This window comes from Moorella glycerini (assembly GCF_009735625.1).
Lineage (GTDB): Bacteria > Bacillota > DSM-521 > Neomoorellales > Neomoorellaceae > Neomoorella > Neomoorella glycerini.
Genome location: NZ_CP046244.1, coordinates 1,714,870 through 1,741,375, shown reverse-complemented (window position 1 = coordinate 1,741,375; position 26,506 = coordinate 1,714,870). Strand labels below are relative to the sequence as shown.

General features: G+C 56.6%; 17 protein-coding genes. All 17 read right to left on the bottom strand.

Annotated elements, in window-relative coordinates; translation table 11 throughout:
• Positions 1 to 25: 25 nt before the first annotated feature.
• The 17 genes from MGLY_RS08620 to MGLY_RS08540 all read right to left on the bottom strand — a co-directional run bounded on the left by MGLY_RS08620 (position 26) and on the right by MGLY_RS08540 (position 26,506).
• Positions 26 to 997: a CRISPR-associated protein gene (locus tag MGLY_RS08620; protein ID WP_156273078.1), complete on the bottom strand. Its 972-nt coding sequence runs from the start codon at positions 995 to 997 to the stop codon at positions 26 to 28.
• Positions 998 to 1,040: 43 nt separating this feature from the next.
• A complete protein-coding gene (locus tag MGLY_RS08615) occupies positions 1,041 to 2,261 on the bottom strand; it encodes an ISL3 family transposase (protein ID WP_156273076.1) in 1,221 nt (406 codons plus the stop codon).
• A gap of 138 nt (positions 2,262 to 2,399) precedes the next feature.
• Positions 2,400 to 4,553, bottom strand: coding sequence for a TM1802 family CRISPR-associated protein (locus MGLY_RS08610; protein WP_170290987.1), 2,154 nt, complete (start codon positions 4,551 to 4,553; stop codon positions 2,400 to 2,402).
• Positions 4,554 to 4,596: 43 nt separating this feature from the next.
• Positions 4,597 to 5,340, bottom strand: coding sequence for a CRISPR-associated endoribonuclease Cas6 (gene cas6, locus MGLY_RS08605; protein WP_246187481.1), 744 nt, complete (start codon positions 5,338 to 5,340; stop codon positions 4,597 to 4,599).
• 336 nt (positions 5,341 to 5,676) lie between these two features.
• Positions 5,677 to 7,095 (bottom strand): N-acyl-D-amino-acid deacylase family protein, encoded by a 1,419-nt coding sequence (locus tag MGLY_RS08600; RefSeq protein ID WP_156273070.1) that lies wholly within the window; start codon positions 7,093 to 7,095, stop codon positions 5,677 to 5,679.
• A 36-nt stretch (positions 7,096 to 7,131) separates the two neighbouring features.
• Positions 7,132 to 11,202 (bottom strand): UvrD-helicase domain-containing protein, encoded by a 4,071-nt coding sequence (locus MGLY_RS08595; RefSeq protein ID WP_156273068.1) that lies wholly within the window; start codon positions 11,200 to 11,202, stop codon positions 7,132 to 7,134.
• A gap of 12 nt (positions 11,203 to 11,214) precedes the next feature.
• On the bottom strand, positions 11,215 to 14,676 hold the full coding sequence (addB, locus tag MGLY_RS08590) for a helicase-exonuclease AddAB subunit AddB (RefSeq protein WP_156273066.1): 3,462 nt from the start codon (positions 14,674 to 14,676) through the stop codon (positions 11,215 to 11,217).
• A gap of 137 nt (positions 14,677 to 14,813) precedes the next feature.
• Positions 14,814 to 18,398, bottom strand: coding sequence for an AAA family ATPase (locus tag MGLY_RS08585; protein WP_156273064.1), 3,585 nt, complete (start codon positions 18,396 to 18,398; stop codon positions 14,814 to 14,816).
• Positions 18,386 to 19,513 carry a metallophosphoesterase family protein gene (locus MGLY_RS08580; protein WP_246187480.1) on the bottom strand — a complete coding sequence of 376 codons (1,128 nt, stop codon included), beginning with the start codon at positions 19,511 to 19,513 and terminating at the stop codon, positions 18,386 to 18,388. The genes MGLY_RS08585 and MGLY_RS08580 overlap by 13 nt, the downstream gene beginning before the upstream one ends.
• 186 nt (positions 19,514 to 19,699) lie before the next feature.
• The gene (locus MGLY_RS08575; RefSeq protein ID WP_156273060.1) at positions 19,700 to 20,134 is read right to left on the bottom strand and encodes a PIN domain-containing protein; all 435 of its coding nucleotides are present in this window, start codon (positions 20,132 to 20,134) and stop codon (positions 19,700 to 19,702) included.
• Entirely contained in the window at positions 20,124 to 20,363 is a 240-nt protein-coding gene (locus MGLY_RS08570) for a CopG family transcriptional regulator (protein ID WP_156273058.1), read from the bottom strand. Before MGLY_RS08570 ends, MGLY_RS08575 begins: the two co-directional genes overlap by 11 nt.
• An 80-nt stretch (positions 20,364 to 20,443) precedes the next feature.
• Positions 20,444 to 21,202, bottom strand: a complete 759-nt coding sequence (gene pstB, locus MGLY_RS08565) for a phosphate ABC transporter ATP-binding protein PstB (protein WP_156273056.1) — start codon at positions 21,200 to 21,202, stop codon at positions 20,444 to 20,446.
• A gap of 7 nt (positions 21,203 to 21,209) precedes the next feature.
• Complete coding sequence (gene pstA, locus MGLY_RS08560; protein WP_156273054.1) at positions 21,210 to 22,058, bottom strand: phosphate ABC transporter permease PstA; 849 nt, start codon at positions 22,056 to 22,058, stop codon at positions 21,210 to 21,212.
• Positions 22,055 to 22,999, bottom strand: a complete 945-nt coding sequence (pstC, locus tag MGLY_RS08555) for a phosphate ABC transporter permease subunit PstC (protein ID WP_156273052.1) — start codon at positions 22,997 to 22,999, stop codon at positions 22,055 to 22,057. Before pstC ends, pstA begins: the two co-directional genes overlap by 4 nt.
• A 218-nt stretch (positions 23,000 to 23,217) precedes the next feature.
• Positions 23,218 to 24,267 (bottom strand): phosphate ABC transporter substrate-binding protein PstS, encoded by a 1,050-nt coding sequence (pstS, locus tag MGLY_RS08550; RefSeq protein WP_156276319.1) that lies wholly within the window; start codon positions 24,265 to 24,267, stop codon positions 23,218 to 23,220.
• Between the two features lie 285 nt (positions 24,268 to 24,552).
• The gene (pstS, locus tag MGLY_RS08545; RefSeq protein WP_211662113.1) at positions 24,553 to 25,671 is read right to left on the bottom strand and encodes a phosphate ABC transporter substrate-binding protein PstS; all 1,119 of its coding nucleotides are present in this window, start codon (positions 25,669 to 25,671) and stop codon (positions 24,553 to 24,555) included.
• Between the two features lie 136 nt (positions 25,672 to 25,807).
• A complete protein-coding gene (locus MGLY_RS08540) occupies positions 25,808 to 26,506 on the bottom strand; it encodes a response regulator transcription factor (protein WP_156273050.1) in 699 nt (232 codons plus the stop codon).

Here is a 26,506-nt window from a genome sequence, read left to right as displayed (position 1 = left end):
GGTGGCACCTCCCTTTATAGTTGCCTTACCATATGTTCTCCTCTTTTCCGGGGAGTTCTCCTTTTAGCGCTAATTCAGGGTTTTTCCACCAGCGGACCTGCTTGATTTTCGTTGCATAAGGACTTTCTGATCCAATAACCTTCGCCAGTTCTTCTACATCCAGGACGACATCGGCCAAAGAAGTAGGAGGGGTACTACCAAGCCACGCATCCCTTTCCGGCTCTAAACTAATATAGTCCTCCAGGTAGCCGATGCGGAAAAAGGGATCATTATATTCCACATGAACTAATAATAGCGGTTGCTGTATACCCCTCCCACGCGCCTGGCGATATATCGTTCCTTTCCATAGCCCCTCAAGTAACAATTCTAGATCTTTTTCGTCCATCTTTGTTTCCTTAGCAATAGATGCATTGATTACCCCAGGCACAGCAAATACGGCGAAAGGTAAAGTATAAGTCGTCCAAATGCTACCCTGGCCTTTACCTGTCTCGGTCCCCTCTTCATTTGTAGTTACATCCTGACTGGGCATAATAACTGTCCCCTGGACATACTTTGTTTCTACTGGATGCAAAGAATGGGCCCAGCCAAATTGTACAGGACCTGTTTTATGAAAACTTTGCTTTTCCACACTAAAAACGGCTCCAAATACTCGCATATCAAATGCTAATTCTAGCAAAGCCTCGCTTTTGTTTGCTACTTTCTGCCGGCCTGCACGTTCAAGTATGGCCTCAGCCAGCTTATCACGTCCGAGTAGCTTCCCATCAGGAGTACGTTCCCCGCGACACCAGACAAAATAACGCTTTTCCGGGCCACCATCAGGGTACTTGGCCAGTATGTAATCCCGGACATCCCTTTTAATACTAACGTCAGAAAGGGAAATCCGCCCATCTTCTTCACCAAAAATACGCCTGGCATCACTATCATTTAAGGGATCGCGATTAGGTATGCCGTCTTTAACACTTTTAATAAATAAAATTTCGCCTGTTGATAAAGACATGTCTACTCCACTCCTTCATTAAATTTATTGGCTCCTCGCTACATCAAGTGGGTAAACCAAAATCCAGGTTACCAGCAATAAGATAAGAGATGGTAATAAAGTTAGCCTTATTACGATAGCCACGAGCCTTTGCTTTTCCAGCTTGCAATAGACTGTTGGTACCCTCCAGGAGGCCGTTAGAAATACGGCTGTTAAACCAACTTAGCACTCCTTCCCAGTGGCGTTTAATCGTTTTAGCAGCCTCAATCATCGGTTGCAGGCGGCAATGGGTCGCCCAGAAATACCACCGCTTGAGATGGGCTTCGCCACTCTTCCGATCAGGCTGGTTAAAAAGATCCTGGAAGGCCAGCTTGATGCGATAGGCTCGCCCGGTTTTTAGATGGCAACGGCTAAGGGCCTCTATGCTTGCTTTTTGTTTACTGGTCAGATTGGCAGGGTTCTTAAGCCATTGATAACGGGTCTTCTTTAAAAGGTCTGTCTCCCGGCTCTCCTGGCGTCGTACTTCATCAAGGGCCTGATTGACTATTTGCATGAGGTGATAACGGTCTAAAACTATGGTGGCATGGGAAAGGTGCTCCTTAAGGCCGGCAATAAATGCCGGTGAAAGGTCGCAGCACACTTCCTTAATGGCTTCTGGATTACCGTTATGCTGGATAAAATCTTCTACAAAAGCGGCAATGGTATCCTTAGCTCTGCCCGGGGTGGCAAACAGTAATGCGCCCTTATCTAAATCCACAAACAGGGTGATATAATCGTGTCCTTTCCGGGCGGAGGTTTCATCGATACCGATGCGGGTTACACCACTAAAGTCGGCCTTGGCTCTGCCGGCCACCACGTAATGTTTTACTACCCGCCACAGCCGGGTATCGTGTTCGTTTAATAATCTGGCTACGGCAGCCATAGGCATATCTTTGGCCAGGCGCATGAGCTGGGCTTCAAACAAGAGGGTAAACCCGCCCTCCCCTTGAGCCCAGGGTACCTCAACTCGCCTGACCCCGCAGCCGTGTTTACACTCTACCCGGGGTACACGGGCGATGATGAAGGCTTGATATTGAAAGAAGTCCAGATGGCGCCAAACCTGCTTCTCCGTATCATAGGCTTTGGCTCCAGGTTTGCCGCAGACTGGACAATTAAAGCTTGCACCGCGCTCAAAATCAACATGGATATCGAGGCACCCTTTTTGTTTTGAGAAAATAACTTCGGTAACCTTCCAGGGAGGGGTTAGACCCAGGGCATGGGCAAATAAGGCGTTTTGGTCGGGCAATGCTGGCCACTTCCTTTACCACCAGTATTGACCAGCATTTCTACACTATAAGGCGATATTCCTTCTTGTTGTCATTTATTTACATAAATGTTAGCAAGTCTTGTAGGCTAAAATTACCATTTATGGAATCTCAACATGCTAGAAATAATTTACTTCCTTTTCGATAATTGGTTTTACCCACACGAAATAGCGAGGAGCCAATTTATTTTTCTTTACAGTATTGGCCAGGACATAACCACTCCAAAAAGCCCCGATAAATTCATCTTTTTTAGCATTTACCTCCTCCTTTTTCCGGCGGTATTCACTTTCGACAACGCCAACGCGATGGCGAAAATCATCCGATAAAGGTATATTTAACTTAAGAGCATATTCCTGCACACGGCTTAGTCCTCTACGCCAGATAACATCCGGGGTAAGGGTGGAACCGAAGGACATTATCCTGTGTTTTATAAAATCTTTGCCGCCATTCTGTCCCCCTGTAGCCCTCCAATACCACGACTTGAACTGCCCTAATAAGTAGCCGGCCGCAAAACCCAATTCCTCAACATCATTAATGGATAGTTCTTCAATCTTTGTAGTAGAAATTTTGTCTATCATTTCTCTCCAGCTCGCCATTACCTTTCCCCCTTTCAGCAACACACTATTGTAAAGGCTATAGAAATAACGGAAAGTCCAGTAAAAGATCACTTCATTTTCTAGATTATAATAGTTTTTCTTGTCCCCCCTATTTTCATCCTGTACCCGTCCCCAACCATTCATCCTGGAAGCTGCTCCAGCTACAAAAGTGTCCCAGGCAATAGGTTTCTTATGCAAAATCGCTTCCAGAGTATGCCATAGATAACAACCTCCATAAGCCCTGTTTAAAAGGTAAAATAATGATCCATAGTTACTATTTTGCGGACCCTGGATTTCACCCCCCTTTAAGTAACGCCAGATCTGAACTGCTTCTCCTATTACTTGTGGTATAAAATCCAGTAATTTGCTAACCGTTGAAGGTAAGACATCTTCAATAACTGCCCGTAAATGTACATCTGCATTAGCTTCTGTAAAATAAACAAGAGTCAAGCGGTAGTTATCAGAATTAAATTCGTCAGGTAATACAGCTTCAAAACCAGTTATAGCTTTGAGAAATCTATCCTTTTTCCCTTGACGAACATTTTTTTGTCTCAAAGTTGTTAATGCCTCAGTAAAATATTCAGGCGCCTCTTCATCTTCTTCGAGTAAAGGTAAGACCAGGGCTACTCCACGAATATCCGGCAAACGTACTTTTGATTTAGCTTTTTCCTCTCTTCCTCCCGCTGAAGCAACAGGTAAAAAAATTTCTTTAGTTAACTGCGGGGCCAGGGAACCAGCCAGTTCATTAAATATACCTGCTCCAACGATAAGGGCTCGATAACAATCAGGACATAGAGCGCCAATAGCTTGAGCGAGGTTAATCTCTCTTTTTTTTGTTTTTAGTTCTTCAGAGAGTGGGCAATCCCAGGTGTAGGCAAGCCATGACCAGGCCTTACTATAAACGGAAACTGCTTCCCCATTTTTCCCGCAAAAACTACATTTTGTTCTTTTTCCTTCTTCCGCACCTTCCTCTATCTTGGAAAACCAAAATAATTCTGCTACCGTTGGTAAATGGGCTACAATAAACTTGCCTGGTTTCAGAACACTTTCTCCTACCAAGATATGGTCAGGATCACCTTTCACCGGTCTCTTATCACTATAACGATAGGGACCACTGGTATTAGGAAAAACCAGACTCACTAACCCATAGCCCTGGCTTTGCTTCTCTTTAATCCTTGCTTCTACTTGTCCCGCCGCTACTTTTAAAAGATTACCAAGGATAAAGACATCTGTATCAGAAAGTTGCCATGGTAAAGCCAGAGTTCTTTCCAGGCGCCCGCGCCAGAAGGCCTTGACTTTGCTTTCATTTGTTATGAACTCTGATACTTGTTTGGGGAATATAAGGTACACAGGAACACCGTACTTACCCTGGGGTGCTGTAGGGTTACCAGTACCGGGTTTAATAAAAGGTAAACCCAGACCCCGTTCTATATCCGGGATAAAGGTAATTTTCTTCTTTCTTTTATTACTATCACCTTCTTCTATATAATCCCCCCAAGTCTGAAGAGGTAATAAAACAGCTTTAAAATCATCTTCCTTTTCCGCCTCAATTATAATGATATTTTCTAAACAACGGCTTTCTCCGGCTACATCAGAAATTAACCTTAAAGTTTCAGAAGGTTTAAGATCGCAGTTTAAAAAAGGCCGTCCCTGGGCTACAAGCCTTTCTATAAACAAATAATTCACCTCCCACTCAAAGGATTTCAGGAATTTACTTCAGTTACCTCCAGTTCCTTTCCACCTCCAGGCAACCAAATCCCATACTGTTTTTTGCCCCCAAACCTGCATCTATAGCTAAATGAAGCAAATTAATAGGACCCTTTATCCTTAATCGGCACATGTAACCTTTAATGATTATGCCTTTAAAAGTAGTAATAATCTGCCGTGATGGGCCCATCGCCTTGATTTCAAGGTTGGCTTCTTTTGGATTAATGACATCACCTTGCCATAGATAGTATTTTTTCAGCAAATTCATTGTAATTTGCTGGAGAAATTCCCCTTCACCGGGCTGGTAATAGCAGGTATATTTCCCTCCACCAGGCTTAATTAAGGTACTACAAGTAACAACTGGAGATAAAGTATGTACTATTAATTCCTTGCCTTTAATTTCTTCTTGCCTGGCTTCTATCCCCTCGATAGCCAGATCAATTGTCCCGAGCTTTAATTTACCATTGCAAAGCAAATTAAACCCCAGGTCACTGATAAACTCATCTATAGGAGATGATATAACTAAATTTAATTTCCCTTCAAAAACTAACTTGCCATTATCCAATCCTTTCAGCCTTTTTCCCATGAGACGTGAAAAGGTAAAAAGCTTAAATGCCCTCTCCCCGTGGCGAAAGCCGCGTGTATGCAAGTAATTGGCCAGGGCCGGCGATAAGTTAGCATAAATAGCCGATTGTAAAAAATGGTTATAGTTGGGCATAACTTCAGTTATGCTACCATGTTGTGGTGCTAAAGTCACTTGCAATCGCAAAATATCACCCCGCCCGTCCTTGATCTTTATTTTCCTACCCTCGACCGCAAAATACTGTCGGTACATATGTTCATTTTTAAAATTTTTATTGCCACACTAAAAAAGTCTCCCTAGTAAATTCATTTTTCTGGAATAACGGAAATTAGGTGTGCCTGTATGGTCGTGGTAAAATAGTAATTCGACACCAAGGGAAATAATTCCTACCCGTATGGGAAATTTTACTTATAAAATGGGGGGCAGGTAATGCCCCCGACAACATGTTTAATCATGTGCCAAATCAATATCCAGTTTAAACCGAGCCAGCAGGTTACACATCCTTGCAACTCAAGCCACCCCCAGAGCTTGGTTCCTGACCTGCCGCCTCAATACCTCACCCGCTAAACACCCTGTAGCCTGTCCATCTTTTACTGCTACCTGGCCGTTTACCAGAACCCAGCGTACCCCGGTAGCCAGCTGGTTGGGGTTAGCCCGAGTGGCCCGGGAGGCAATGGTTCCCGCGTCGAAGGCTACCACATCGGCTTTGTAGCCGGGTGCCAGTAGGCCGCGGTCCTTTAGACCCATACGCCGGGCCGGCATGAGGGTCATTTTGTGGATAGCTTCTTCCAGTGTGATAACTCCCTTCTCTAAACAGTAGTGCCGCAGGATATGCGAGTAGTTGCCGTATGCCCGCGGGTGGATGGCCCGCCCCCGGGGATCCAGCCCGCTGTCGCTGCCAATCATTACCGATGGGTGCTGCAAGGCCAGCAGCAGGTCTTCTTCATGGATAGAATTTCGGCTGCTGCCCACATCCCAGCTGGAAAAGGTATAGCCATATACATCAGCGGTAATATCCAGGCCTCCCTGCCGGGCACCATCTAGCAGGCTTAAGACCTGTTTCATTTTACCCCAGTTGCGCCGGCCGGCAGTTTTGATATGGGAATACTGTACCGGTATACCTGCTTGCTGCCCGATCTCTATTGCTTCTTCTACAGCTTTGAAGACCTGGTCCCCTTCGCTGCGAATATGGGTGGCATAAAAACCGCCGTATTCCTTCAGCACCTGGCACAGGTCAATTAGCTCCTGCGTCGTGGCCAGGGACTGGGGCCAGTATTCCAGACCCACTGACAGGCCAAAGGCTCCTTCCTGCAGGGCCGTAGCCAGTTTTTGCTGCATTGCTGCCACTTCTCTGGCCCTGGCGGGCCGCCCTTCCCTGGCTACTGTTGCCTGGCTCAAGTTTTTGTACCCCGCCAGGATCCCCAGGTTAAGGGCCAGCTTGTTAATACCGGCCAGAAAGTCGCCGACCCTGGCCACCGAAGTGCCGCAGTTGCCGCCCAGGTGGGTCGTTACCCCCTGGAGAAGGAACATTTCTCCCCTACCCCCGCTGCCCAGATAAGCTTCTGTATGGGTATGGAGATCAATAAAGCCGGGGCTAAGGACCAGCCCCCGGGCATCTATTTCTACCGCCCCTGGTGCGGCCTGGAAATCCCCCACGGCCGCGATTTGCTTGCCTTTGATACCAAGATCGCCGGGGTAGGCTTTATCTCCGCTGCCATCGATGATCAGGCCGTGGCGGAAAACATAATCGCAGACTACTGGCTCCGGTAAAGGCGGGGCCTGCCCGGTCGGGGCTGGCTCCGCGGGCTGAGGTTTATTGCCAGTAGCCGGCATTGCCCCTGGTATCAACCCCAGCCAGGATAGGTAGCCCAGGGCCATCAGGGAACCGGTACCTAATAAAAACTGGCGCCTGGATATTTGCTTGCTCATAGTAAAGCGAGTATTCGACGCCAGCAGGCAAAATTCCTACCCGATTACCTTAAATTCTACACCTCCATCAAGGAAATAAAGGTAGGCTTCCTTGACATCACGTTTAAAGATAATTGATACTGCCCGGGCGTACAATTGCACCTGCTCCCGGTAGGCGGCCAGGGGGTCGGGGGGGATCCGGCCCGTCTTGAAGTCCAGGAGCAAAAAGCCGTCTTCCTCGTCGACCAGGCAGTCGATGATGCCCTGGACCAGGATGATTTCGTCTGCAGCCGCTTCCGCCGGTAGGCCGGGGTAGAGCCCGGCGGCGGGCACGGCCAGGGAAAAGGGCAGTTCCCGCTTTACCTTCTCCGGGCGTGCCAGGAGGCGCCGGCCCAGGGGACCGGCAAAAAAGGTGACAATGGCGCTGGTATCGACGGCGGCCGCCTGCTCCGGCGTCAGGATCTCCCGCCCTACCATTTCCTGCAACAACCCGGCCAGGCTTTCCCCCGTTACCGGTTTGCTCAAGTCGACGTGCTGCAGGACCAGGTGGGTGGCGGTGCCACGCTCGGCTGCCGTCAGGCCCTGGCTGGCCTGGAGGAAAAGGGGCCGGCGGGTAAAGCCGTTGCCGCCAGGTCGTACGGGGGTATCGCCCTCATTAAAGACATCAAAGCGCCGCTTCAGGTCGGTGACGGCCAGTTTAACCGGCAGGGCTGTCATGGGCTGCCACGGGTATACCCAGGAAAGGCGCCGGTCTACCTCCTGCCGCAGCCGGGCGTGGTCAGCTTCTCCCCCGGGTGCTTGCTCATCCATGCCGGGAGAATTTCCCGGGCTGTATCCTGGAACTGCGGCAGGTTCCCAAGGTACCTCGCCCGTAACGGCAGGGAGGGCCGGTGCCTTTACCACTTCTACCTGCCAGCAAGACGGGTCATCCAGGAGACAGCCTTCCTCTATCCCCGCCAGCTGCCGCAGAGGCGCGCCGTGGGTATGACGGGCCAGGGCGGCAGCCAGCCAGTCCAGGGGGCTTCTCGCCCGGGCCGTGAGCATGGGAGGAAGCTGTTCTTCATCAACAAACAAACCGGCGCACCAGTTTTCTGCCTGTTTGGGCAAATCCCGGGCCGAACCCACCAGGATGAGTTTCTCCCGCGCCCTGGTCATGGCGACATAGAGGATGCGGACCTCTTCGCTTAAGGCTTCCAGGCGCAGGCGGTGGGCTGCCGCCAGGTAGGGCAAAGTCGGATACTTAATGCCGGCGGCAGCATCCAGGTAGAGAGGCGCCAGGCCCAGCTTGCCGTGGAGGAGAACATCCCCGGAAAGATCCTGGAAGTTAAAGCCTTTACCCAGGTCAGCCACAATCACCACCGGGAACTCCAGCCCCTTGGCTTTATGAATGCTCATGACCCGGACGACGTCTTCATTTTCTCCCAGGGGGCGGGCCGTACCCAGGTCGCCTTCATTCTGCTGCAGCCGTTCGATAAAACGCAAAAAGCGAAACAGGCCGTGGCGGGCAAAGCCCTCAAACTGGCGCGCCCTGTCCAGGAGGGCGCGCAAGTTCGCCTGGCGCTGGGCGCCTCCCGGCAGGCCGCCGGCAAACTCCAGGTACCCCGTTTCCCGGTACAGCTGCCAGACGAGATCCCCCAGGGGCTGGCGGCGGGCCATGGTCCGCCACCTGTCCAGGCGGGCTAAAAAGCCGCGCAGGCGGGCGGCCAGGTCCTTTTCCCGGGCGGCATCTCCCTCTTCCCTTTCTGCCCTGGAAGAAGGAGGCAGGTCCCCTCCTGCTGAGGTACAGGGAGGCTGGACACCACCTGCCGGGGAACAGGAGTTCCGGCCGGGCAATTCGCTGGCATACGGAGAAATAGCCCCTGAACCCAGGCCAGAATCTCCAGAGCAGTCACCAGCCGTCACACGCTGCTCCTCCCCAACCCCGGCGGCGTTCATGACGGCGGTAAAGAAATCTTCCCCCGGGGTCGCCAGGCGGATGCGGGCCAGTTCCCCGGCCGTCAGTCCCACCAGGGGGGAACGCAGCACAGCCGCCAGGGGGATATCCTGGTGAGGGTTGTCGATCACACGCAGCAGGGAGAGGATGGTTTCAACTTCCGTGGCGGCAAAGTAACCGCTGCCCAGGTCGGCGTAGGCCGGTATATCATACTGCTGCAGGGCTTCTATAAATACCGGCGCCCGGTCCTGCGTGGCCCGCAGCAGGATGACTATATCCCGATAGGTTACATCCCGGTAGGCCTGCCTTTCCGGGTCCCAGACCTGGCATTCCGGCCCGGGCCGTTCCGGTGTTCCCTGGACCAGCTGCCGGATGCGCCGGGCCACGAGCCACGCCTCCCGCTCCAGGGCCGTTAAATCTTCCGGGTCCATTTGCCCGGCCGCCGCACCTGCCGGTTCCACCGCCCCTTCCCCGGCGCCAGCCGTATCCTCTTCAGGGTCTGCCCCGGCCTCTCCTTCCAGCTGTCTCTCCTGGAGGTAAACTTCTATCGCCGGCGTTGCGGCCGCCGGGTGCTCCGGGTAGCCGGCCCGGCTAACTAAGGCCGCAGCGGCGTCATAATCCAGTTCCCCCACCAAAGGAGAAAAGACCTGGCGGAAGATAAAGTTTACCCCGTCAATTATCCCCTGGCGGCTGCGGAAATTGGCCTTAAGGAGGATGCGGCGATTTAACTCCCCTTCCCTTTCCTGGTACTGGCGGTATTTAGCCAGGAAAAGCTCCGGGTTGGCCAGGCGGAAGCGGTAAATGCTCTGCTTGACATCGCCTACCATGAAGAGATTGGGGGCCCCGGCAACCGGCAGGGCTGTCCCCTGGCCGGAAGCCTGGCCAGGGCCGTCACAGGGGGAGATTACTTCCTGGCGGGAAACCAGGGCCAGGATGGCGTCCTGGATGCTGTTTATGTCCTGGTACTCATCCACCAGTACCTCTTCAAAACGCTGGCGCAGTTCCAGGGCTAATGCCGAAGGCCGCAGCTCGCCGGGCCGGGCTTCCGGGTCCAGGAGGACCTGCAGGCACAGGTGCTCCAGGTCGCCGAAGTCCACCAGGCCGCGGCGGCGTTTCAACTCCCTGAAGGCCGCGTCAAAGCGGCGGACCACCTCCACCAGGGCCGTCACCAGTTCCCTTACACGATCCAGTTCGGCCCTGATGGCAGCTTCATCACGGCAGAATTCTTCCTGCAACTCTTTGAGCAGCTTTTTCGCCTGGTCCCGGTACCCGGTGGCCTTTTCCTTCAGCCTTTCATCCACGCTCCCGCCCCGGACGGCCTTCAGCCTGCCGAAACTAAAGGCCGTCAGGCGCTCACACACCTGGTTCCATGTAAGGCAGTCCAGCCCGGCCAGGAGGCCGGCCACCTGGCTTTCCTCCCTTTCCAGGTTGTCCAGGTAGATGGCCGGGCCGCTGGGGCTGGCGGACAACCTCATGGCCTCACGGAGGTAAAAGGCCGTTTCCTGCAGCCGCAAGGCAATTACTTCTTTGATTTCCCGGTACCAGGGGAGAGATTCCAGGGGAGTACCGGCAGGCACACGATAGGCTGCCACCGCTTCCTCCAGCCAGGCCTCCGGCCAGGGGAGGCTCCTGGTAAACTCCCAGACCTTTAACACCAGCTCCACCAGGTTGGCATCGCCGCGGCCGCCTAAACTATCGGCCAGGCCGGTAATGGGTCCACCCCCGGGCTCAGCGGCAAAGCATTCTTCCAGTACCTGGTCCATTACCTCCAACTGCAGGAGGTCGGCCTCGGCCGGGTCCATGACCCGGAAGCCCGGGTCGAGGTCCAGGCGGTAAAAATAGGTACGCACGACCCAGAGGCAAAAGGAGTGGATGGTGCTGATATGGGCGCGGTTCAACAGCAGGAGCTGGCGCCGCAGGGCCTCATTTTCCGGCTGCCGGGCGACGGCCGCTTCCAGGGCGGCCCCTATCCGCTGGCGCATCTCGGCAGCGGCGGCCTCGGTAAAGGTTACCACCAGCAGGTTTTCCAGGCTGACGGGTGCTTCCGGATCCGTCAGGCGCTGGATAATGCGTTCCACCAGGACGGCCGTCTTGCCGGCCCCGGCGGCGGCAGCCACCAGGAGGTTGGCCCGGCGCGCCCGGATGGCGGCCAGCTGTTCCTCCGTCCAGCGGCGCTTCTCGCCTGCACTGGTCATCAGGTTCACCTTCTATCTGCTTTTCGAACATTGCCGGGCTGCTACCTCCCAGAAATTATGGCTATCGATGCGGGGCAGGCGGCGGTAGGCGGTGCCGGGTACCTGGAGGTCAAAGCCACATACGGGCCGGTAGGGGCAGGAATCGCAACCGGTAGCCTTATCCAGGCGGTAGGGGCTGATCTCCACCCGGCCGGACAGGATGTCCCCTGCCAGGCCGGCAGCCCTAACCCGGGCCAGGGCCAGGAGGAGAGCCATTTGCTCGCGGGTGGCTGCCGGCGCGCCCCGGCGCAGGCTGCCGTCTTTATTCAACCGTACCGGCAGCAGGTCCGGCGTCGATTCCACTGCCTTATCCATGAGCTTGATAATCTCCGGCTCTGCCAGGAGCAGGCCGCGCATTTTCAGGGCCTGGCGGCGTAGTCTGGCCACCTCAGCGGCCTCCCGGACCGGCGCCCTCTGCCTTAGAGTAGGATTCCTGACGGCAAAATAGAGGATACCGGCCGGTTCGGCAGGTTCACCTAAAACCTGCGGCGCCGCTGCCAGGGCCGCCTGCAGGTAGAGGGGTAGCTGCAGGGAAAGACCGTGGTAGACCCTGTCCAGTTCCAGGCCGGTCTGGCTGCTCTTGTAGTCGATGACCCGCAGGTAGGCCCGGCCCTGGTAACGGGCGACATCGATGCGGTCCACCCTGCCTTCCAGGATGACCTGCCGGCCGGGACCGGCTTCCAGTACCAGGGGCGGCAGGTCCCCCCGCCGGCTAAAAGAGGCTTCTACCATAAAGGGGCGAAACTCTCCCCGCCGGGCGTGTTCGTTAAGGACCTCCAGGACCCGCTGCAGGGTCTGCTCGAGCTTTTTGCGGAGGTAACTGTAGCGGGCGCTGCTGCTTAAAATCTCATGCTGGAGGGCCGGGGCCAGCTCTTCCACTACCCGGCTGAGGATGGCCGCCGCCTCCTCGTCGCTCACCTCACTCCAGTCGCGGCCGCTGCGCTTTAATTCCTCCACAAAGAGCTTCAAAGCGGCGTGGTAAAACTGGCCCATGCCCGCCGGGTCCACCTGGTACAGCTGCCTTTCCTGGAGTTTAAGCCCATAGGCCAGGAAGTAGCGGAAGGGGCAGGCAGCAAAGGTTTCCAGGCGGGAGATGCTGCTGCGTAAAGGCCCGGGGTAAAGTTTGTCAACAAGTGGCGCCTCCAGGGGCTCGACCTGGTTGCGGTAATTGATACCGCCCAGGAGGGCCAGCCACCTCTCCCTGTCCCGGTCCTGCTCCAGCCAGAGGTAAACCTCCTGCCACAGGGGGGGCAGGGAACGTTTCTGGCTTAAAATACGGGCCAGGTGGCCGGCCGCCTGGCGCGGTGCCGTCAGGTAGTCGAGGCCGGCTTCGCCCTCCGGGAGATCCGGGCCGGCGTTCTCTTCCTGGAGTCCCGGCAGCAGCTGGCGCAGCCGCCGGATCAGTGGGGAAGGCGCCAGGGCCCTGCCCTCGGCGTCGGCCAGGGGGTAACTGAGCCAGAGGAAACGCCGGGAGCGGGTCAGGGCCAGGTAGGCCAGGTATTCTTCGTGGAAAAGCCTTAAAGAACCGGCCGGTGCCAGCTCAATCCCGGCCGCCTGCAGCTCCTCCCTTTCCCGGTCGCTGAAGGTGGCGTCTTCCGGCAGCCGCGCCGGCAGCACCCCTTCCCCCACTCCCAGGACCAGGGCGGCCTGGAGTTCCGGCTGGCGGGAACGGTCCAGGGTACCCACCACCACCTGGTCCAGGGCCGGGGGGATGAGCCTGAGCTTCAGGCTTTCCATACCGGTATCCAGGATGGCGGCATACTCCGCCAGCTCCATGGGAGTATCCCCCAGGGCCGTGACCAGCTCGTCCAGGAGGTCCATGAGGCCTTCCCAGACCTGCTCGTGTTCCTGGGCGGCGTCGAGGTCCCCGGCGGCCAGGGCCTGCCGGTGCCACGCTTCCAGTTGCCGGTTGACCTGGAGTTCCTGCAGCAAGTCAAAGATGGCGGCCGTGATCTCTTGTATCGTCAGGGTACGGCCCTGGACGACCTGGTAAAAGCGCCGCAGGTGCCGGCTGGCTTGTTCCCGGGCCATGTTGACGGCTGCCACGGCGGCAGCATCGCTTCCTGCATCCGGGGGGTCCTCCAGGTCGCGGCGGTTTTTAAACTGCCAGGGACGGTCCTCCAGCCACTGGCGGCCGCGGATACCGTGGGCCAGGACGTAATTCTCCAGCAGGTCGACTTCTTTACGGGAGACGGGCACCAGGTCGCTCTTCAGGTAGCGGAAGACGGGATCGTAGGCCCAGTTTTCCAGGACGGTTTCCAGGGCCGCCCGCACCAGCTCGATGAGGGGGTGGTGACCTACCGGCCGGCGGCGGTCGATAAAAAAGGGGATGTTATAGTCGCGGAAGGTATTGACAATGAGGTCGTGATAGGGCTCCAGGTCGCGCACCAGGACAGCCATTTCCCGGAAGCGCAAGTTCTCTTCCCGGGCCAGGCGCAAAATCTCCCTGGCTGCCGCCTCGACTTCCAGGCGGCGGCTGGCTGCTGCCACCAACCTGATACCGTCCGGCGAGCCTTTAAAAGGTTTCAGGGGCCAGCGGCCAAAATGGGCCTCCAGGTGGGCCAGGGCCGGGGCTGCCTGGAAACGGGGCGGGGTGCCCGTAAGTAAAACGTCGGCCTCGATATTAACCCCGGCGGCCCGGGCCAGGCGCTGCAGGCGGTGGTAGGTGTCGCCGGTGGGGTGGAAGAGTTCCGTCTCGCCCAGCTGCCGGTGCCTTAAGGCCGGGTCCAGGCAGAGGGTGACCGTTACCCGGGCGGCCGCAGCCATCAAAGCCTGGAGAACGGCCTCTTCCTGGGGGGTGAAACCGTTGAAGCCATCGACCCAGACGCAAGCTCCTTTAACAAAGCTCGTTTCCGGCAGCCGCCGGGCGAGTAAGGCCAGGTAATCGTCGGGATCCAGGTAGCGCCCGGCCAGGTAAGTCTCCAGGTCGCTGTAAATCAGGGCCAGGTCGTGGAGCTTGCGGCCCAGAATGGTTTCCCCCCGGCCGGTCTCCCGGTAATGCTCTGCTACCCGCCGGAGGTCGCCGGGCTCCACCCGGTAAAGCTTCAGTTCAGCGATGGTATGGGCAAGCTGTTCAATAAACCCGGTGCGACCGGCCAGGGAGGCAAAAAGGGTCAAATCACCCTGGCGGGCATTGACAATGGCCCGCAAGGCCATGCGCTTGCCCATCTCCCCCAGGTGCGGCCGGGCCGCACCGCCGGCCTCCTGGAAAACCCGCCAGCCCAGGCGGCGAAAACTCAAGACCTGGGCACGGCTGAAGCCCGGGCAGGGGACGGCTCTATGTAAATCCAGTTCCATCTGCAGGGTGGCCTGCTCCGGGGTGAGGATAATGAGGGCCGGGCCTGCCGGCCCCTCAGCAAGGGCAGCCTTGATTTCTTCGAGACAAAGGCGCGTCTTGCCCGACCCGGCGCGGCCGAGGACCAGACGTAAAGCCAAGGGTCAACACCTGCCTGTACCCAAAATACCTGTTTAAATCTTATTAAAGGGCATCGCCGCCTTCACTCCCTACCATCGCCGTACCCACTCCGTTTTATGAACAAAAGGATCATAAAGTAGAACTTAACAGGTTGCCCTTACCTTTCGATCTTCACCAGGGTCCCCCAGGCGGCAAAATCCGGGTCATGGGATAACAGAATTAACTGCCGCCGCGGGGCCAGGGCCGCCAGGCTCTCCCGGATGCGCTCGCGGCGCTCGCCGTCACAGTTGACAAAGCAGTCGTCAAAGATAAAGGGTAAAGTAAGATCAGCGCTCAGGAGGTCGCCAATAGCCAGGCGCAAGGCCAGGTACAGCTGGTCCTGGGCACCGCGGCTGAGCTGGGCCAGAGCAATAGCTGCCCCGCCTTCCCTCACCTCCACCTGGAAATCTTCAGTGATATCTACCTGGCGCTCCTGCCGGCCCGTAAAAAGGTTAAAATAGCGGCTGGCAGCCAGGGCCAGTTCGCGGCGGTAGTTCTGGCTGTAATCCCGTGCTGCGGCCACAAGCTCCCGGTAGGCCAGGGCCAGGGCACCGGCCTCTAGTTCCAGGCGCTCCAGTTCCTTTTCCCTGGCCACCAGGGTCTCGGCAACAATGGCCATGTTGACGGCCTGGTAGCCTTCTAGCTGGGACTGGCGGCGCAATAGCTCTCGCTCTTCACCCTCCAGCCCTTCCAGGCGGTTTTCTAGCTCCCTTATCCCTGCCCGGAGGGCCCTGTACTGTTCTTCCAACTCCTCCCCTTTTGTTTCCCGCCCGGGTTCAGGCAGCCCCGGGTGCTCCCGGACCAGGTCCTGCCATTCCTTCAGGATAGCCGCGGCCCGGTTGGCGGCATCCAGGCAGGCGGCGGCCAGGTCGTCCAGGTCGCCTTCACCCAGGAGGCCGGCCATCTGCTTCTGCCAGCCCTGCCACTCCCGGGCCAGCTGCTCATAGGCTTGCCAGCGCTCCAGGGCTTTACCGGCCTCCCCGCCGGCTGGCGCCAGGATGACGGCCAGATCTTCCCGCAGCTTTGCTGCCTCAGGCTCCAGCTCCTGGATTTGCCCCCGTAAATCCTTAACCCGGCTCCCGGCAGCCTGCTGCCGGCCGGCCACCTGGCCCAGGCGTTCTTTTATCCTCGCCGCCTCCTCCAGCAGGGGAGCAATCTCCCCGGCTTCGGTAGCCGCCGTGAAGGGGGCCACGTGCCCTTCCAGGGCAGCGATCCTGGCCGCCAGGCGTTCCAGGGCCGTCTGCCCCTCTTCGTCCGGCTGCAAGAGCTGTTCCTGTTTTTCTTGCACCTGCCGGTTAAGGGCCGTCAATTCTTCCCACCGCCGGGCCCGGGCCAGGAAATCTTCCCAGGCGGCTTGATCTAGTTCCTTTAACCAGGTTAAAAGCTCGCCCACTGTGGCCGGGGCCTGCCCGGCCAGCCGCGCCAGGGAGGTAAGGCCCGGCCAGGGAGCGGCCAGGCCGGCGAGGGGTATCGTTAAAGCCGTTAGCGGCGGTGCTCCCACGGCCTTCATGGTAAAGGCTTCTATCTCGGCTGCCAGGCGCTCCCACTCTTCCCTGGTGGCCAGGTAACGGCGGTAGGCTGCCGTTACATCGGTAAACCGGGCGCTGATTTCTGCCGTGGCAGCAAGGAAATCCTGGCTGGCCCTGGTTGCTGCCTCCAGGGCCAGCCGGGCCGCTTCTTCCTCTGCCGTGCCGGGCAAAGAAGCGGCCAGGGTTGCCAGCTCCACCCGCGCCCGCTCCCGCTCCCGCAGGCGCTGGCGGAGTTCGCCCAGTTCCGCCGCCGTGGCCCCCGCCCAGGGGCCCAGCACGGCATCCAGCTGCTCCAGGTGCTCCCGCAGGGTGGCAATCTCGCCGGCCAGCTCGAGGCTGTCTTTCCCCTCTCGGCCCAGGTAAGATCCGGCGCCATAGCCCAGGCCGGCCAGGACCAGGGCTACCACCAGGGCGACAAGCCAGTTGCCGGTGGCCAGGCCGGCTACCAGGCCCGTAACCAGGCCGGCGCCGGTCAGGGCGAGAACTATACCCAGCCTCTTGCGCCTGCCGGCCTCCAGGGCCGCCTTTCGGGCTGCTTCCTTTGCCTGCAGGTCCGCCAGCAAGCGAGGTTTATCTGTCGCCGCCTGGAAGGCTTCCTCCCCTAAAGAGGCCAGGTCGCCAAATTCTCGCTGGAAATCTTCCTCACGGCGCCGGTAGGTGGCCTTTTGTTCCTCCAGGCGCCGGCAGGCTTCCCGGGCCGCCTCTTCTTCCCTTGCCAGGGTGAGCCTGGTGGTCGCGTAACTGGCCACCAGGGCTTCCTTTTCCGGCGGCAGCCCGGCAAAGCAGCTCAGATCCCCCGCCAGTTCCGCTTCCAGTTCCTTACAGCGGTTTTGCTGCTCTTGAAAGCGGCCCCAGTCCTCCAGGAGCTGGCGCGCCGCTACCTGTAAACCCTCCAGGGCCGTGGCCGGGCTGTTTCCCAGCACGCTGAAATCAGGCAGGGCGGCCAGTTCAGCAGCCGTTTCTGCCGCCCGCGCCGCCAGGTCCTTCACCTCCCTGGCCAGCTCCTGCCGCGCAGCCACCAGGCTACGCAGGTCCTCCAGGTCCCGCAGGATATCCGGGTGATTGGCCACCGCTGCCAGTTCTCCCTGCAGCCTGGCCGTTAATGCTTCCTGCTCCTTATTTAAATCCCGGAGGTGCGCCTCCCAGTTTGCCATCTCGCCCTTTAAGCGGGCCATTTCCTGCTCCAGCTCCACCAGGCGGTCGAGTTTGCGGGCGGTACCTGCCGGAGCGCTGGCCCACTCGGGATACGACCGGGTCGCCTGCTCCTGGTGCAGGCGGATCTTCTGCTCTAGCTCCCGGGCCCTTTCCTGGACCGCCCCGGCCTGCTGCTGTTCGTGCAGGGCGCTGTTGTATCTTACCTGCAGGGCGCGCCAGCCATCCCAGGCTGCCCGGAGGTCCTGCTTTTTTTTCAGTTGCGCCCGGACCGACTTAATCTCTACCGCCAGTTCCTGGAGCCGGGAGCGCACGGTGGTCAGCTGGTCAATGGTGGTGCTGGTGGCCTGCTGCTGTTGCCGCAAAATCGCAATTTCCGCTTGCAGCTCTTCCAGCCGGGCGTCCTTGCGGCCGTTATTGCCCACGCCCCGGTCACCGCAATAACGGGTCAGGGCTCTCAGGTCGTCAGCCAGCATTTTTAGGGCTTCCTGGTAGTGGCCACCGCTACCGGAAAGGAGCTTTTGTACCTCATTGCTTAAAGCCCTCCCTTCCGGCAGGGGCTGGCCCAGGCAGAAGGTGGCTTCAAAGAGTTCCCGGGAGGTTATGCCCAGAAAGGCAGTAAGGTGTTCGAGATAAGCTGGGATTTTCTTGTGGGCGCCGGGGTTGTGGCTGCCCCGCCAGACCTCTTCCCAACCGTGATCACCCCTGGTCCTGATGGTCACCCGGTTAGTATTAAATTGGCGCCTTAAGGCGTAGGCCCGGCCGTCAACCCGGAATTCTACTTCCCCTTCAAACTGGTCCGGCTCTTCCCGGTTGGCAAAACGGGCGCTGCCAAAGGCTTCCGGGTTGCTGGTGTTGGGGAGTCCGAAAAGGACGGCCTCCAGGCCGGCAATCAGGGTTGACTTACCCTTTTCATTGGGGGCCACCAGGACATTGAGGCCTTCCTGGAAAGTAACAGTTACCCGCTCCCGGTAGCAGCCAAAACCGACCAGGCTCAGGCGCTGCCAGGTTACAGCCGGCATGGCCCACAACCTCCCTTCAGGGCCAGGAGCCCGCGCCAGAGGGCACGGCGGATCACTGCTGCTTCCCCAGGTCCCGCAGCGCCGGCAAGCTTTGCTTGCAGGCGGCGGACAAAAAGACCCCTGATGGTTGGTTCGGCGGCAAAACTCTCCAGGAGTTCCTGTGCCCACCCTTCCGTATCGTTCACCAGGTCCAGGTAAGAACAGAGATGATCCAGGCGGGCCTGCAAACCTTCCAGGTCCAGATCAAAGGCGATAGTACCTGCCAGGCGCACCTGCACCAGGGCACCGGGGTCGATTAATTCCCTGATTGCCGCCTCGAGTTCCTCCGGAGCATGAAAAGCCGTAACATCGACGTCAACTACCCGCCAGGGCCGCACCGCTGCCGGTACCTGCTCCACCCGCGCCGGGCCGTCCCCCAGGGTAACTATGGTCCAGGAGCCGGTGCCGGGATCGGCAAAACCTTTGCCGGCCACCATACCGGCATAGCAGGCCAGGCCCCTGCCCAGCTGCCTTTGTCCCCTGCGGTGAATGTGGCCCAGGGCTATATAGTCGTAGCCGGCGGCAGACAGGGCTTCTCCATCGAGGGGCAGGCTCCTTTCCCCGCCGTCCCAGTCAAGGGAGCCGTGGAATACCGCCAGGTTCACCCCTCCCCCCTCAGCTGGGGGGAAATTCTTTAACGGGCCGTCGACCCGGCTGACGCCGCCCGTGTAGGCCATGGCCACCAGGTGACAGGCATCACCATTGATCTTTAAGGTAGCCACTTTCGCCGGCATGGGCTCAGTAACCAGGAGGCCCGGCCAGCGGCTGGCCTCGCGGCGGTAAACCGAATCGTTATATGTAATCTCGTCATGATTCCCCGGCACCGTTATCACCTGGATGCCGGCGGCTTCCAGCCGGCCCAGTTCGCGGATGGTTTCCTCCACCAGGGAAGCCTGCGGCCGGTGGTTATCAAAGAGATCGCCGGCGATGAGGACAAGGTTGATTCCCCGGCGGGGATCCAGGGCCAGGTCCACGGCCGCCTGCAAAACCCCGTTGCGCTCCCGGTAAACCTCCTCCTGGACCGGTGCCGGCAGGTCAGGCCGGTATCCCAGGTGCAGGTCCGCCAGGTGCAACACCCTGAACAACAGCGCCACCTCCATTTAAATGCGAAATGGCTTTTGCACCCCAATACGCTATATCCCTTTTCGCCGCCAGGGCTGGAATTCCTGCAAAAACGGCACGTTGAGATGCGCGTAGCAAAAAAGCCGCCCGATAGGCGGCCTATTACAATTTTGGCGGCCGGGTTAAAAACCCGGGCTACACTATTGCTCTAAAAAGGGATTCAACACCCGTGTCGCACCGTACTGCTGCCCCGGGTTTAAATCTTCGGACCAGAGGGTGCTGCAGTCAAGGGCCTGGGCACTGCGTAAAATCATGGCATCCCAGAAGGATACTTTATGGTGCATCTGGATTTCAATCGCTTCCAGGACGTCTGGCGGCTTAGGCGTGTGGACCTGCCAGCAGGCAAGGTCCCTGATGATGCTTGCGGCCGTTTCCGGCGCCAGCGGCCGGGAAACCTTCTGGGTTATCGTAACATAAAACTCCTGCAGCACCTGGATACTTAAGCACCCATTACCACAATTCCAGAGCTCAGTAAGCAAGGCCCTGGCCTTTTCATGTTTGATGCCGGCGGAAATGTCATGGGCGTAAACCAGTATATTCGTATCAACGAACTGTTTTTCCCGGCTAACGCTCATGCAGTTCGCTCCTGCTCCACTGCGCTTTTCCCATGCTACCGAGGTCCAGGGTATCCAGCAAGGCTAGATGACGCTCCCTGGCTTTTTTGTATTCGTCATCCTTCCTTGTTGCTTCTTCCAATAATTGTACAAGAAGGCCGGACAGGGAAATGCCCTGCTCAATAGCCAGGTGCTTTGCCTGACGCAGCAGATTTTTAGGCAGTGATATAGTAACGTTTTGATTTTCCATGACAACCGCCTCCACGTAAATTAGCATATCACGTTTTTACGTGGAAAGCAACCGTTGTTCATTAAAGAGCGACCGGGTGTTTAACCAAAGCGGCCGGTTATATAGTCCTCGGTTCGCTGGTCCCTGGGGTTGGTGAAAATATCCGAAGTGACACCGTACTCTATCAGCTGGCCGTTAAGAAAAAAGGCGGTATAATCGGCTACCCGCGCAGCCTGGTGCATATTATGAGTTACAATTACAATTGTATATTTTTCTTTCAGGCCTTTAATCAATTCTTCTATTTTCAGGGTGGAAACAGGGTCCAGGGCCGAGCACGGTTCATCCATGAGCAGGACTTCCGGTTCCACGGCCAGGGCCCTGGCGATGCACAGGCGCTGCTGCTGGCCCCCGGACAGGCTGACGCCCGAATCCCGGAGGCGGTCCGCAACCTCGTCCCACAGCCCTACCATTTTCAGGCACCTTTCCACCACTTCCTCAGCGGTAGTCCCGGGAGGCAGGCCGTGCACCCGCAACCCCGCCGCTACATTATCAAAGATGGACATGGTCGGGAAGGGGTTGGGTTTCTGGAAGACCATGCCCACCCGCCGGCGGATTTCCGCCGCATCCACTCTATCATCATAAATATTCTGGCCGTCCAGAAGTACCCTGCCCCTGGTACGGGTTCCCGGGATTACCTCGTGCAAGCGATTCAGGCAACGAATAAAGGTAGACTTCCCGCATCCCGAGGGCCCGATAATGGCGGTCACCTGGCTGGCATATACCGGCAGGGTAACGTTTTTTACCGCCTGGGTCTGGCCATACCAGGCGCTGAAATCCTCCACCAGTAACCTGGTATCCATATGCTAACTACCTCCCTCCACCGGCCCGGCGACCTGCCAGCCGGGCGGCGATGCTGGTCACCAGGACCATGGCCACCAGTACCAGGGCGGCCCCCCAGGCCAGCCGGTGCATTTCCTCGTAGGGAGTGGTGGCATAGGTGTAGATATACACCGGCAGGGAGGCAATCCGCTGGTCCAGGCCGGTGTGCCAGTAGCGGCTGCTCAAGGCCGTAAACAGCAGGGGCGCCGTTTCGCCGGCAACCCGGGCCACCGCCAGGAGAGAACCGGTGATTATCCCCCCCATGGCGCTGCGCAGGACAATGCTGTAGGTGGTGCGCCACTGGGAGGCCCCCAGGGCCAGGGAGGCCTCGCGCAGGCTGTTGGGCACCAGTTTAAGCATTTCTTCCGTCGTCCTGGTTACCAGGGGTAGCATAATTATGGCCAGGGCCACCCCACCGGCAATGGCGGAAAAACGTTTCATGGCCACGACAATGGTCCCGTAAACGACGATACCCACGATGATCGAAGGTATACCCGTCATCACGTCACAGGTGAACCGTACCAGCCAGGCCAGCCGTCCCCTGCCGAACTCCGCCAGGTAAATACCTGTCAGGATGCCCAGGGGAATCCCCATTACAGAGGCCAGTCCAACTAAAATTAAGGTGCCGACAATGGCATTGGCCAGGCCGCCGCCGGGTTCTCCTACAGGTTTAGGAAGCTGGGTAAAGAAGTCCCAGTTGAGGGCCAGCAGGCCTTTGGTGGCTACATAAAGCAGAATGCTGCCCAGGGGGAGGAGGGCCAGTACGGTGGCAGCTGCGGCCAGCACCAACATCAGCTTGTTGCTAAACCTGCGCCGCTGATCGCGCCCGGCAATCATTCCCTGGTCACCCCTTCCGGTACCCTGGCCACACGCCAGACCAGCAGGCGGGCCAGGATATTCAGCAGCAGGGTAACGGCAAAGAGGACCAGCCCGGCCATCACCAGGGCCGACAGGTGCAGTTCGTCAAAGGCCTCGCTGAACTCATTGGCGATAATACTGGCAATGGTCTGGGCCAGTTCGAAAACCGAGGGGGAAATCTGCGGCCGGTTGCCGATGACCATCGTCACGGCCATGGTCTCGCCGATGGCTCGTCCCAGCCCGAGAATCACGGCCCCCAGGATTCCTGAACGGCCATAGGGAAGGACGGCCATCTTAATCGTCTCCCAGCGGGTGGCACCTAAAGCCAGCATAGCTTCCCGCTGGGAGTTAGGCACTGCCAGCAAAACTTCCCGGGAAACTGCAGAAATAGTAGGGATAATCATGATGGCCAGGATAATGCCAGCCGCCAGCATGCCGAAACCATAATAAGTGCCTTGAAAAAAGGGCAGCCAGCCCAGTGTTTTTTGCAAAAATGGCTCTAAGGCTGTCCGTACCCAGGGTACCAGGACAAATACGCCCCATAAGCCGTAGACAACGCTGGGAATGGCTGCCAGGAGCTCGACCAGGAAAGAAACGGGGGTGCGCACCCGGTGGGGGGCCAGTTCAGCGAGGTAAATGGCAATGCCCAGGCTCAAGGGTACAGCAATGAGCAGGGCAATTAAGGAGGAGACTATTGTGCCGTAAACCAGAGGTAAAGACCCGAAGGCGCCGTGGACCGGGTCCCACCTGGAACCGGTGACGAACCCCAGCCCAAAGCGCGTAAAAGCGAGCTGGGATCCTCTGATTAATTGTACGGCAATAACCGTCATCAGGCCTATCATTCCCAGGGCCGCCAGGAAGGTAAGGCCGCGAAAGAGACTGTCTCCCCACCGCCTGCTTTGAGGGCTTGGCATTTGCATTTATAATCCTCCGCCAACTTTCTAGATAATACCAATGGAAACCCCATGTAAATCATGTTGATATTCGCTGTTTACCGTCTGAATTCCTCTAAATTAAACATGTTGCCAGGGTAAATTCTTGCCGCAAGCAAAGATAGGGGAAATCATGAGCCAGGCTCATGATTTCCCCTGCTGCCTGTTCTCCAGGGTGTCCTTCCCCTTAAAAAACAATCAGGAAATTACTTATAAAGGGATTCGCCCTGGTAATTGATCTGCTTGATCCTGGCTTCCGCCAGTTTCACAACGTTGTCGGGCAGCGGCGCATAGAGCAGGTCTTTGGCATATTTTTCACCATCGTGAATGGCCCACCACAGGAACTTCACCAGTTCCGTACCCTTGTCCTTATCCTTCTGGTCTTTATACACCAGCAGGTAAGTGTACCCGGCAATGGGATAGGAGTTTTCCCCGGGGGCATTGACGATGGAAACCCGCATATCTTCGGGCATATTGGCAGCGGAGCCAGCCGCAGCAGCAGTGGTAGTGTCAAGGGTCGGCTCAACAAATTTACCGGCCTGGTTCTTAAGGAAAGCATAAGGCAACTGGTTCTGGACGGCATAGGCGAGTTCTACATAACCAATCCCGCCCGGCGTCTGCTTAACGGTACCGGCCACGCCTTCATTACCCTTGGCCCCAATGCCAACAGGCCATTCGACGGAAGTACCCTTCCCTACTTTTTCTTTCCACTCCTTGCTGACGTTGCTCAGGTAATCGGTGAAAATGTTGGTGGTACCGCTGCCATCCGAGCGATGGACGACAGTGATCTCTTGCTCAGGTAGCTTGACATCCGGGTTGATGGAAGTTATAGCCGGGTCATTCCATTTTTTAATATTGCCTAAATAGATACCGCTTATAACTTCCGGAGTCAGCTTGAGGCCCGTCTTAACGCCTGCCAGGTTGTAAGTAATTACGACGGCACCCATAACCGTAGGAATGTGGAAGATCTGTTCCGGCGCCCTGGCCAGCTGGTCGTCTTTCATGGGGGCGTCACTGCCGGCGAAATCAACCGTTTCCTCGGTAATTCCCTTGATGCCACCCCCGCTGCCGATGGACTGGTAGTCGATGGTTACACTGGGAGCCACCTTGCGATACTCGGCAATCCACTTGCTGTAAAGGGGATAGGGGAAAGACGCGCCGGCACCATTCAAAGCTACGGTTTTAGTCTTGCTGTCGGTACTACCCGCCGGCGCTTGGCTGGATTCCCTGCTCTTGCCGCAGGCGGCTACCATCATTACCAGCGCCAGCGCCAGTACCAGCAGGACTACCCACTTGCTTTTCTTCCTGGGCACTTAAGTTTCTCCTCCCATTTACAATAATGTGGCCGGCAGCTAACTGCCTGTCCATAGGATATTATAAAAAACTGGTGTTATGTTTAAATTAGCCCCAGGTTAATATCATGTTAAGGATTATGAAAGCCGCGCCACGCGCGGCTTTTTCCAACTGGTATGGATCAAGTTTCCGCTTCCAGCCCGGCCAGTAATTACTGCAATTTATCCCCGGCAATATTGCCTGAGGATTTACTTATAAAGAGGTTGACCCTGGTAGTTAATCTGCTTGATCCTGGCTTCCGCCAGTTTCACGACGTTATCGGGCAGCGGCGCATAGAGAAGGTCTTTGGCATATTTTTCACCATCGTGAATGGCCCACCACAGGAACTTCACCAGTTCCGTACCCTTGTCCTTATCCTTCTGGTCTTTATACACCAGCAGGTAAGTGTACCCGGCAATGGGATAGGAGTTTTCCCCGGGGGCATTGACAATGGATACCCGCATATCTTCAGGCATATTGGCGGCGGCACCGGCAGCAGCCGCCGTCGTGGTTTCCAGGGTAGGCTCAACAAATTTACCGGCCTGGTTCTTGATGAAAGCGTAAGGCAGCTGGTTCTGGACGGCATAGGCGAGCTCTACATAGCCAATCCCGCCCGGCGTCTGCTTAACGGTACCGGCCACGCCTTCATTACCCTTGGCCCCAATGCCAACAGGCCATTCGACAGAAGTACCCTTCCCTACTTTTTCTTTCCATTCCTTGCTGACGTTGCTCAGGTAATCGGTGAAAATGTTGGTAGTGCCACTGCCATCGGAACGGTGAACAACTGTGATGTCTTTATCAGGCAGTTTTAAATCCGGGTTTAGAGAAATGATGGCCTTATCGTTCCACTTCTTAATTTTACCCAGGAAGATGTCACTGATGACTTCCGGGGTCAGCTTGAGGCCTGTCTTAACGCCTTCCAGGTTGTAAGTAATTACGACGGCACCCATAACCGTGGGAATGTGGAAGATCTGCCCCGGGGCCCTGGCCAGCTGGTCGTCTTTCATAGGGGCATCACTGCCGGCGAAATCAACTGTCTGCTCGGTAATACCCTTGATGCCACCCCCGCTGCCGATGGACTGGTAGTCGATGGTTACACTGGGAGCCACCTTGCGATACTCGGCAATCCACTTGCTGTAAAGGGGATATGGGAAAGACGCGCCGGCACCATTCAAGGTTATGGTTTTAGTTTCCTGGGTCTGCTTGTTGTCAGCACTTCCCTGCGTCTTACCAGCATCGCCCTTACCGCTGTTACAACCAGCCACTACCAGTACCATTACCAGGGCCATTACCAGCAGGACTACCCACTTGCTCTTTTTACTTAGCACTAAGTATTCTCCTCCTTTGAATTAAGATGGCCAGCAGGTAACTACCAGGCTAATATAATTATAAAAGGTTGATGTTATGGCTAAATTATCCCTTAATTAATCCCTAGTTAAGGATTTATAAAATAATCGTAAACTTTTAATCAACAATTTCCCGGAAACGATACCCTACCCGGCGAATGGTTTCTATATAGATGGGGTTGGCTGGATCCGGCTCTATTTTTTCCCGCAAATGGTGGACGTGGACATCTACCGTCCGGGTATCTGCAGCGTAATCGTAACCCCAAATTTTTTGCAGTAACAGCTCCCGGCGCAGGACTTTACCTACATTAAGGAGAAAGTAATGCATCAGTTCAAATTCCTTGGGTGCTAATTTGATAGCCATATTGTCGATATAAAAGCGATATTCCTGAACCTCCATTAAGAAAGGTCCTAATTGCAGCCGGGGCTGGTCAATGCTGCCAGGTAAAGTTAACCGCCGTAAGCATACCTTAACCCGGGCCAATAACTCCCGGGGGCTAAAGGGTTTAGTAACATAATCATCGGCCCCCAGTTCCAGTCCCAGGACCTTATCCATTTCATCTTTTTTAGCTGACAAGATAATAATTGGTATTGCTGCCATCGCCTTGTTGGCCTTAAGACGGCGGCATACTTCCAGGCCGTCGATACCCGGTAGCATCAAGTCCAGGATAATGAGATCCGGTGGCGTTTGTTCAACTTTAGCCAGGGCTGCAGGCCCATCCGGGGCCGTCAGTACTTCAAACCCCGATCGTTCCAGGTTATAGCGTACCAGTTCCTGAATCGCCACTTCATCATCCACCACTAGAATTCTAGCCAT